The organism is Burkholderia sp. Bp9031 (assembly GCF_003857965.1).
GTDB classification, from domain to species: domain Bacteria; phylum Pseudomonadota; class Gammaproteobacteria; order Burkholderiales; family Burkholderiaceae; genus Burkholderia; species Burkholderia ambifaria_A.
In genome coordinates, this window is the sequence record NZ_QTPW01000009.1 from 242,043 (window position 1) to 250,401 (window position 8,359).

Annotated in this window: 8 protein-coding genes; 4 read left to right on the top strand and 4 right to left on the bottom strand. The window is 69.6% G+C overall.

Annotated features, from left to right (window positions below):
* Positions 1-8: 8 nt before the first annotated feature.
* Positions 9-1,283, bottom strand: coding sequence for an EAL domain-containing protein (locus DIE15_RS15265; protein ID WP_124833697.1), 1,275 nt, complete (start codon positions 1,281-1,283; stop codon positions 9-11).
* A 180-nt stretch (positions 1,284-1,463) separates the two neighbouring features.
* Positions 1,464-2,900 (bottom strand): multidrug transporter subunit MdtD, encoded by a 1,437-nt coding sequence (mdtD, locus tag DIE15_RS15270; RefSeq protein WP_057926096.1) that lies wholly within the window; start codon positions 2,898-2,900, stop codon positions 1,464-1,466.
* A gap of 229 nt (positions 2,901-3,129) precedes the next feature.
* Here mdtD and DIE15_RS15275 point away from each other — a divergent pair, with 229 nt between their 5' ends.
* The gene (locus tag DIE15_RS15275; protein ID WP_124833698.1) at positions 3,130-3,453 is read left to right on the top strand and encodes a DUF2917 domain-containing protein; all 324 of its coding nucleotides are present in this window, start codon (positions 3,130-3,132) and stop codon (positions 3,451-3,453) included.
* Here the strand turns inward: DIE15_RS15275 and DIE15_RS15280 are convergent.
* Positions 3,426-4,658: a citrate/2-methylcitrate synthase gene (locus DIE15_RS15280; protein WP_124833699.1), complete on the bottom strand. Its 1,233-nt coding sequence runs from the start codon at positions 4,656-4,658 to the stop codon at positions 3,426-3,428. The two genes, DIE15_RS15275 and DIE15_RS15280, sit on opposite strands and share 28 nt — an antisense overlap.
* Positions 4,659-4,797: 139 nt before the next feature.
* On the opposite strand from DIE15_RS15280, the gene DIE15_RS15285 reads away from it, so the two are divergent.
* A complete protein-coding gene (locus tag DIE15_RS15285; protein ID WP_124833700.1) occupies positions 4,798-6,189 on the top strand; it encodes a CoA transferase in 1,392 nt (463 codons plus the stop codon).
* 21 nt (positions 6,190-6,210) lie between these two features.
* Here DIE15_RS15285 and DIE15_RS15290 read toward each other — a convergent pair whose 3' ends face one another.
* Entirely contained in the window at positions 6,211-6,957 is a 747-nt protein-coding gene (locus tag DIE15_RS15290) for a GntR family transcriptional regulator (RefSeq protein WP_057926215.1), read from the bottom strand.
* A gap of 167 nt (positions 6,958-7,124) precedes the next feature.
* Between DIE15_RS15290 and DIE15_RS15295 the strand changes: the two genes are divergently transcribed.
* Both DIE15_RS15295 and DIE15_RS37005 read left to right on the top strand, forming a co-directional pair.
* Positions 7,125-7,970 (top strand): aldo/keto reductase, encoded by an 846-nt coding sequence (locus tag DIE15_RS15295; RefSeq protein WP_057926092.1) that lies wholly within the window; start codon positions 7,125-7,127, stop codon positions 7,968-7,970.
* A gap of 29 nt (positions 7,971-7,999) precedes the next feature.
* On the top strand, positions 8,000-8,359 hold a 360-nt coding region (locus DIE15_RS37005), incomplete at its 3' end, for a hypothetical protein (protein WP_221624174.1).

Sequence of the window (8,359 nt, forward strand, 5' to 3'; positions counted from 1 at the left end):
GCGCGCCCTCATTCGCGGTTGAGCGCCGCTTCCCAGTTGATGTCCACGCACAGCACCTGCATGCCGGTCGCGGTCGTCGCGGCGACCGATGCGGTCACGCACAGGTGCGCCTCGTTGATCGACAGGTACGGCGGCGTCAGATGCACGCGGCCCGGCGCACGCATCGCGTGGATGAAGTAGGGGCGGCGCTCCCAGCTCGCGCCTTCGGAATGCAGCAGCGGCCGGAAGCGCTTCGCACGCTGCGATACGCTGCCGCGCGCGAGCACGTTGTCGCCGATCTGGCGGCCCGATGCATCGAGCAGGAAGCAGCGCGCGGTTTCCGGCAACCCGAGCACGGCGCCGGCCGCGTCGATCAGCGGCTCGCCCGCGGCGAGCTTCTGGCTCGCTTCCTCCAGCGCGGCGACATACGGCGCAAGGCGCTCGGCCTGCGTGCGCTCGCGCTGCGCGACGCGCAACCGCAATGCGGCCGACAGCGTGTCCATGCAGCCGGCGGCGGCCTGCGGTTGCACGGGGTCGACGCTCGGCCCCGCGAAGTACTGCCCTTGCACGAAATCGACGTCGCATTCGAGCGCGATCAGCGCGTCGCGCTCGGTCGAGAGCCCGCCCATCAGCACGAGCTGCCCGGATTCGTGCAGCAGCGACACGAGTCCCGGCAGCACGCGTTCGAGATGCGAATGTTCGCTCGCCTGCGCGAGGATCCCGCGGTCGAGCGTGACGATGTCGGGGTGCAGGTGCCACACGCGGTCGATGTTCGAATGCTTCGCGCCGAAGCCGCCGAGCGCGATCAGGAAGCCGGCCTTGCGCAGCCCGTCGACGATCGCCGCGTAGCGCGGCGTCTCGCCGCCTGCCTGCTCGGGCACCTCGAGCACCACGCGGTGCGGCGGCAGGCCGAGCGCCTTCAGGTTCGCGAGCAGCGCGTCGCCGTAGATGGTGTCCATCAGCGCGGCCGGATGCAGGCTCAGGAAGAGCCATTCGTCGTGGCTGTCGAATGCGTGGAAGTTGCCGAGATGCAGCGATTCGGCGAGCCGGCCGAGTTCGAGCAGGTCGCCGCGCCGCGCCGCCTGCGTGAACACCTCGTGCGACGCGACCTGGCGGCTTTCCTCGTCGTGCGCGCGCAGCGACGCGTGATAGCCGATCGCGCGGCGGTGCGACACCGAGAAAACGGGCTGGAACACGCTGAACACGGTGTACGCGCCGTACAGCACGGTGCGCCGCTTTCCGTCGTCGCCGGCGACGGGGCGGGGCGGCTGGAAGCCGGGTGGATCGATGTCGATCATGCTCATGATGTCGGCCGAAGGAAGACTGCCAGTTTACCTACAGAATAGGCGAGCAAGAAGCATGCACAACATCGCGCCCCATGCGGCGGCCTGTCGCGGCCCCCGGTTGCCGCGCGGTGCGGCATTGGCGCACCGACTTGGTGCGCGGCGCGCCGTCGTGGCGATTGTGGCGGCGTGAGCCGTGCGTTACGCGCGTTCGGACGGATCGGTCTTGTGCGCGCGGCCGCGGATTTCGGGCGCGAGCTGCGCGAAGATCCACGCGGACGCAGCCGTGATGATCCCGACGCAGATGAAGGTCGCATGGAACGCGGGCAGCGTGTTGCTCGGCGTGACGGTGCGCAGCATGCCGGTGAAGGTCGCGAGCAGCGCGCCCGCGACGGTCACGCCGAGGCTCATCGACAGCATCTGCACGAGCGAGAACAGGCTGTTGCCGCTGCTCGCGCCGCCGGTGCCGAGATCCTTCAGCGTCAGCGTGTTCATCGCGGTGAACTGCATCGAGTTGAAGCCGCCGAACAGCGCGAGGTGAACGACCTTCACCCACACGGGCACCGAGTCGCGCATCAGCGCGAAGCTCGCCATCATCACGCCGACCATGATCGTGTTCGCGAGGAGTACCTTGCGGTAGCCGTGCCGGGTGATCAGGCGCGTGATGATCCGTTTCGAGAACATCCCGGCCGCCGCGACCGGCAACATCATCAGCCCGGCCTCGAACGCCGAATACCCGAGGCTCACCTGCAGCAGCAGCGGGATCAGGTACGGCATCGCGCCGCTGCCGATCCGCGCGAACAGGTTGCCGAGCAGGCCGACGCTGAACGTATGGATCTTGAACAGTTCGAGCGAGAAGATCGGCTGCGGCGCGCGCACTGCGTACAGACCGTATGCGACGAAGCACGCGAGGCTCAGGATCAGCAGCACGAGCACGGCCGCGTGCTGCATGCCGAGATCGGCGAGCCCGTCGAGCGATAGCGAGATCGCGACCATTCCGATCGTCAGCAGCAGGTAGCCCTTCAGGTCGAAGCGGCCGACGGCCGGGTTGCGCGAGTCGGGCATCGAGTAGAAGGTCGCGATGCAGCCGGCGACGCCGACCGGTACGTTGATCAGGAAGATCCAGTGCCACGACGCGATCTTCACGAGCCAGCCGCCGAGCGTCGGCCCGATCAGCGGCCCGATCAGTCCGGGAATCGCGACGAACGACAGCGCGGGCAGGTAGCGCTCGGCCGGGAACGTGCGCAGCACGGCGAGGCGACCGACCGGCAGCAGCATCGCACCGCCCACCCCCTGTATGACGCGGAACACGACGAGCTGCTGCAGCGTATGCGCGTTCGCGCACAGCAGCGAACCGAGCGAGAACACCAGGATCGCGCTGAAGAACACGCGCCGCGTGCCGAACGTGTCCGCGAGCCAACCCGAAACGGGAATCATCACCGCCATCGTCAGCGAGTATGCGATTACGACCGACTGCATCCGCAGCGGCGATTCGCCGAGACTCACGGCCATCGACGGCAGCGCCGTGTTGACGATCGTCGCATCGAGCGTCTGCATGAAGAAGCCCGTCGCGACAAGCCACAGCATCACGGTAAGGTTCTTTTCGCCGGAAGCGGCGGCGGGCGGGCGTTGGAACATGGGGGCAGGGCGGTGGCGCGGGACAGCCGCCATTGTAGGCAAAGCAGCCGTGGCGCGCAGGATGGGTCCGGGCGCGAGGGCCGGACGGCCGCGGCACGATACCGGGCGGACAGCCGTCCGCCGGCGGACCGGTACAGTTCAGCCGGAAGCGTCTGCAGGCGTATCTGTGCGTGTGTTGCCACTGTCCGAAATACTGGTGTCATCGAACCCACGCGACCCGGAGGCGGCCATGCGCGAACTGCGACTTTACGAGATGGATGGCAACGAGCCGGCCGGACGGTGGCGGATCGTCGATCGCACCGCGCTGCAGGTCGCGGACGGCGGCTTGTGGGTGACGATCGAGGGCCGGCCCGACGATCACTGGCTGCGTGCCGGCGAGGCGCTGGCGCTGCTGCCCGGCATGCGCGTATGGATCAGCGCGGCAGCGGGCGGTGCGGTGTTCGCCTTTGGCCCGCAGGCGGCGCCGGCCGTGCAGGCCGCGCCGATCGCGTGGCGGCGGTTCGCCGCATGGCGCGGCCGCCGCGCTCAGGCAGTCGCGTCGCTGCCGACGTAGCGCGCGCGGGGCCGGATCAGCTTGCCGTCCGCATACTGTTCGAGCGCGTGCGCGATCCAGCCCGCGGTGCGGCCGGCCGCGAACAGCGTGAACGCGGCGCCGTCGGGCAGCGCAAGCGCGCGCTCCAGCACCGCGAGCGCGAAATCGATCGCCGGCCGCAGGCCGGTCGCCGCTTCGACGCGGGCGGCGAGCGCGCGGGCCGCCTGTAGCGGTGCCCGGTCGGGCAACGTCGCGTGCAGTGCGTCGAGCAGCGCGCGTGCACGCGGATCGCCGTCGGGATAGAGCGGGTGCGCGAATCCGGACAGCGCCGTGCGCGCGCCATGCGTGCGTTCGTCGTGCGCGACGCGCAGCGCGAGGTAGCGGTCGAGGTCGGCGGCGCGGGCCGCTTCGTCGAGCAGCGCACCCGCGCGGAACGTCTCGCCACCGTGGCGCGGGCCCGACAGCGCGGCGAGCCCGCCCGCGATCGCACCGAACAGATGGGTGCCGGTCGACGCGATGCAGCGCACCGCAAAGGTCGACGGGTTCAGTTCGTGATCGGCGCACAGCACGAGCGCGCGGCGCAGCAGGTCGGCTTCGTCGTGCCGCCGGATGCGCCACGCGGCGGCGAGCTGCCGATGCACGGGCGCGTCATTTGGCGCGCTGCCGGCCAGCGCGGCCGTCGTCACGCGCAGTAGCAGCGTGGCGGCGTCGAACTGTGCGTCGCGCCCCTGTGCCCACAGACGCGGCAGCGACGCGGCCGCGGCGGGAAGCAGGACCAGCGTGCGTTCGAGCGGCGCGAGATGCGTCCAGCGGCGAGCCCAGTCGTCCCATTGCGCGGCGTCGAAACCGGTCGACGCAAGCGATACGGCGGCGAGCCGCGCGGGCGGACAATCCCACAACCGTGCGGCCGCTTCCTCGAGCGTCGCATCGTTCGCGAGCGCGATTGCGTCGGTGCCGCGGTAGCGCAGGCGGCCGTCGGCGATCTGCGTGATCCGCGACTCGAGCACGGGCACACCCCAGTCGAGCGAACGTTCGGCGACGCCGCCCGCCCGTTTCGCATCGGCGCGGCGGCGCGCGAGCAGGCGCACCTCGTCCGCGTCGTAGCGGCGGCGCTTGCTCGCGCCGTCGGGTAGCGAGCGCAGCAGGCCGCGGCTCACATACGCATAAAGAGTGCTCACGCTGACACCGAGGATGCCGGCGGCTTCCGGCGCGCTGAGGGACGTCATGCGGATCGCTCCTGCCGGGGCGCATGAAACGCGGCCCGGCTACAACTATTCGTTATGCATTGATTCGCGCAATCAAGATTGATCGTGCCTGTCGCGAATTCTAGACTCGATTCCGTCTCCTCAACGGTTCGCTTCCACCATGACACCCGAACTGGCATTGACCCGTTTGTGGCAACTCGCGCACGGCGAACCCGGCGCGCTGGCCCGTGCGGCCGTGACGGGGCAGGATCCGACGCTGCCGTCGACATTCCACGTCGGTACGCTCGCCGCGGCGACGATCGCGGCAGCCGGGCTCGCTGCGGCCGAATGCCACCGGCTGCGCACGGGCGTCGCGCAGCGCGTCGACGTGTCGATGCACGACGCGCTCGTCGCGTTCCGCAGCGAACGCTACCTGCGCGTGGACGAAGGCCCGCCGCCCGAGCTGCGTCATCCGGTGACGGGCTTTTACGACACGCGCGACGGACGCTGGATCCAGCTGCATGCGAACTTCGCGCATCACCTGCACGGGATTCTCGACGTGCTCGGCTGCGGCCCGCAGCGCGACGACGTTGCCGCGGCGATCCGCACGTGGGACGGCGTGGCACTCGATACCGAACTGGCCGAGGCCGGCCTGTGCGCAGCATTGATCAGAACCCCTGACGAATGGGTCGCGCACGACCAGGCACGCGCGCTCGCGTCGCTGCCGCTGTTCGAGATCGAGCGGATCGGCAATGCGCCCGTCGAGGCGATCGGTTGCGGTGAACCCGACCAGCCGCTCGCGGGCGTGCGCGTGCTCGATCTCACGCGCATCATCGCGGGGCCGGTCGCGGGCCGCACGCTTGCGTCGCACGGCGCGCAGACGCTGCTCGTCAACGGCCCGCACCTGCCGAACATCGCGTCGCTCGTGATCGACAACGGGCGCGGCAAGCGCTCGACGTGGATCGACCTGCGCGAGACGGCGGGCGTCGCCACGCTGCGCGCACTTGCACGCGATGCCGACGTATTCCTGCAGGCCTATCGCCCCGGCGCGCTGGCGGCGCGCGGGTTCTCGCCTCACGCGCTCGCGGAACAGCGGCCCGGCATCGTCTGCGTGTCGGTTTCCGCGTACGGACATGCGGGGCCGTGGTCGATGCGGCGCGGCTTCGACAGCCTCGTGCAGTCTGCGAGCGGCATCGCATGGAGCGAGCAGCACGCCGCGCACACGGACGGCCCGCGCCATCTGCCGTGCCAGGCGCTCGACCATGCGACGGGTTATCTCGCGGCATTCGGCGCGATGATCGCGCTCGCGCGCCGGGCGACGGAAGGGGGAAGCTGGCACGTGCGGTTATCGCTCGCGCAGACGGGGCGCTGGCTGCAATCGTTCGGCGTGGTGCCGGACGGCCTGCACGCACCGGATTTCGCGCCTGACGACGTGCGCGACCGGATCGACCGGAGCGCGTCGCCGTTCGGCACGATCGATGCGGTGCGCCCGGCCGAACGCCTGTCGGCGACGCCGCCGCGTTTCACTCGGCCGCCCGTGCCGCTCGGCACGGACGAAGCGCGCTGGCTGTGAGCGCGAGTGGCGTCGTGCGCGTTACTTGCGCAGCTCGACGACGAAGTCGTAGTAATCGTTGCGGCAGTAGGTGTCGGTGAGCTCGATTGCACGCTGGTCGGCCGTATAGCCGATCCGCGTGATCAGCAGCAGCGCGTCGTGCGGCGCGATGCCCATCTGTTGCGCGATCTCGTCGGTCGCGTTGACCGCGCGGAAGTGCTGCAGCGCGCGCACGATCGGCGTGCCGCGCGCTTCGAGATAGCTGTATAGCGAACCGCCGATCGCCTGCGGATCGGGAATCAGCGTGGCGGGGAACGTCGAGTTCTCGACGGCCATCACGATGCCGTCGGCGAGGCGCAGGCGTTTCAGCCGTGTAACCGATGCGGCCGGCGACAGGCCGAGCTGAATCACTTCGTCGCGATTCGCCGGCTGGATCTCGCGCTCGAGCCATTGCGAGCTCGGCTTGAAGCCGCGGCGCTCGAGCATCTCGCTGAAGCTCGACAGCCGCGACAGCGGATCCTCGTAACGCGGCTGGATGAAGTTGCCGGCGCCCTGCGTGCGGCGAATCAGGCCCTGCTCGACGAGCAGCGCGATCGCCTTGCGTGCGGTGATGCGCGACACGCCGAGCGCCTCGGACAGCACGCGCTCGGACGGTAGCGCCTCGCCGGCCGCCCAGCGATTGTCGTGGATCGCGTCGCCGAGCTTGCGGGTGAGCTGCAGGTAGAGCGGCGTGTCGTTGTCGGGGTCGGGGCGCAGGTCCTGCCAGCGGTCGTCCGTGGGTGCCTTCATGGAATGGGTATCGATCAGGTTGCCGGCCATTCTAAGTCATCATGCGGCGCCGTTATAGCCGGTTTTTGCCGTGCAATAGGTGAACGCCGCACCGATTGACTACACTGATGCGTCGTATTTGATGCTTCGGTCGCGGTGTGCGGCCACGAATCTGCAGCGAGGAACGCATGACAGACACGATCGCCACGGTCGTCCTGCCGGACGGCGAGACGATTCCGAAGCTCGGCCTAGGCACCTGGGAAATGGGCGAGCGGCCCGCGCGCCGCGCCGACGAGATCGCCGCATTGCGCGAGGGAATCGCGCTCGGGATGACGCTGGTCGACACCGCCGAGATGTACGGCGACGGCGCGACCGAGGAACTCGTCGGCGAGGCGTTGACGGGTCTGCGCGACGACGTGTTCCTCGTCAGCAAGGTGTACCCGCATCACGCGAGCCGACGCGGCGTCGTCGCCGCATGCGAGGCGAGCCTCAAGCGTTTGCATACCGATCGTCTCGACCTGTACCTGCTGCATTGGCGCGGTTCGGTGCCGCTCGAGGAGACGGTCGAGGGGTTCGAGGCGTTGCTGCGCGCGGGCAAGATCCGCCACTGGGGTGTCAGCAACTTCGATACGGCCGACATGGCCGAACTCGTCGACGACGCAGGCGGCGGCGCGTGCGCGATCAACCAGATCCTCTACAACATCGCACGGCGGGGCCCCGAATTCGACCTGCTGCCGTGGCTCGCCGACCACCGGATGCCGGCGATGGCCTACAGCCCGGTCGATCATGGGCGGCTGCCGAAGCGCTCGCCGCTCGACGAGATCGCGCGGCAGCGCGGCGTGTCGGTGACGCGCATCGCGCTTGCATGGGTGCTCGCACAACGGGGCGTGTTCGCGATTCCGAAGGCGTCGCGGATCGAGCACGTGCGCGACAATCGTGCGGCGCTCGATCTCGTATTGAGCGAAGACGAGCGCGCGCAGCTCGACGGCTATTTCCGTCCGCCGCGCAGCAAGCGCGCGCTCGAAATGCTCTGACTGCACCCGGTCAGGCGATGCTTCGGTCAGTGGCCGTGGCCGCCGGCCGATCCGCCGTTACCGCCATTGCCACCGGCACCGCCGTTGCCAACACCGTTGGCACCGCCGTTGCCGGCGCCACCACTGCCGTTGCCATTACCGTTGCCGCCGCCATTGCCATGGCCGCCGACTCCTTGGCCGCCAGCGCCACTGCCACTGCCGTTGCCAGCACCGCCGCTGCCGCCATTACCGTGACCGCCGTTGCCGCCGGCATTACCACCACCATTGCCGTTGGCGCCGCCATTGCCGGCACCACCATTTCCGTTTCCGCCGCCGTTTCCGCCGCCGTTTCCGCCGCCGTTTCCGCCGCCGTTTCCGCCGCCGTTTCCGCCGCCGTTTCCGCCGCCGTT

Bases quoted from the DNA above. Each gene is read 5' to 3' on its own strand.
- DIE15_RS15265 (WP_124833697.1), bottom strand. From the start codon at position 1,283: ATGAGCATGATCGACATCGATCCACCCGGCTTCCAGCCGCCCCGCCCC.
- mdtD (WP_057926096.1), bottom strand. From the start codon at position 2,900: ATGTTCCAACGCCCGCCCGCCGCCGCTTCCGGCGAAAAGAACCTTACC.
- DIE15_RS15275 (WP_124833698.1), top strand. From the start codon at position 3,130: ATGCGCGAACTGCGACTTTACGAGATGGATGGCAACGAGCCGGCCGGA.
- DIE15_RS15280 (WP_124833699.1), bottom strand. From the start codon at position 4,658: ATGACGTCCCTCAGCGCGCCGGAAGCCGCCGGCATCCTCGGTGTCAGC.
- DIE15_RS15285 (WP_124833700.1), top strand. From the start codon at position 4,798: ATGACACCCGAACTGGCATTGACCCGTTTGTGGCAACTCGCGCACGGC.
- DIE15_RS15290 (WP_057926215.1), bottom strand. From the start codon at position 6,957: ATGAAGGCACCCACGGACGACCGCTGGCAGGACCTGCGCCCCGACCCC.
- DIE15_RS15295 (WP_057926092.1), top strand. From the start codon at position 7,125: ATGACAGACACGATCGCCACGGTCGTCCTGCCGGACGGCGAGACGATT.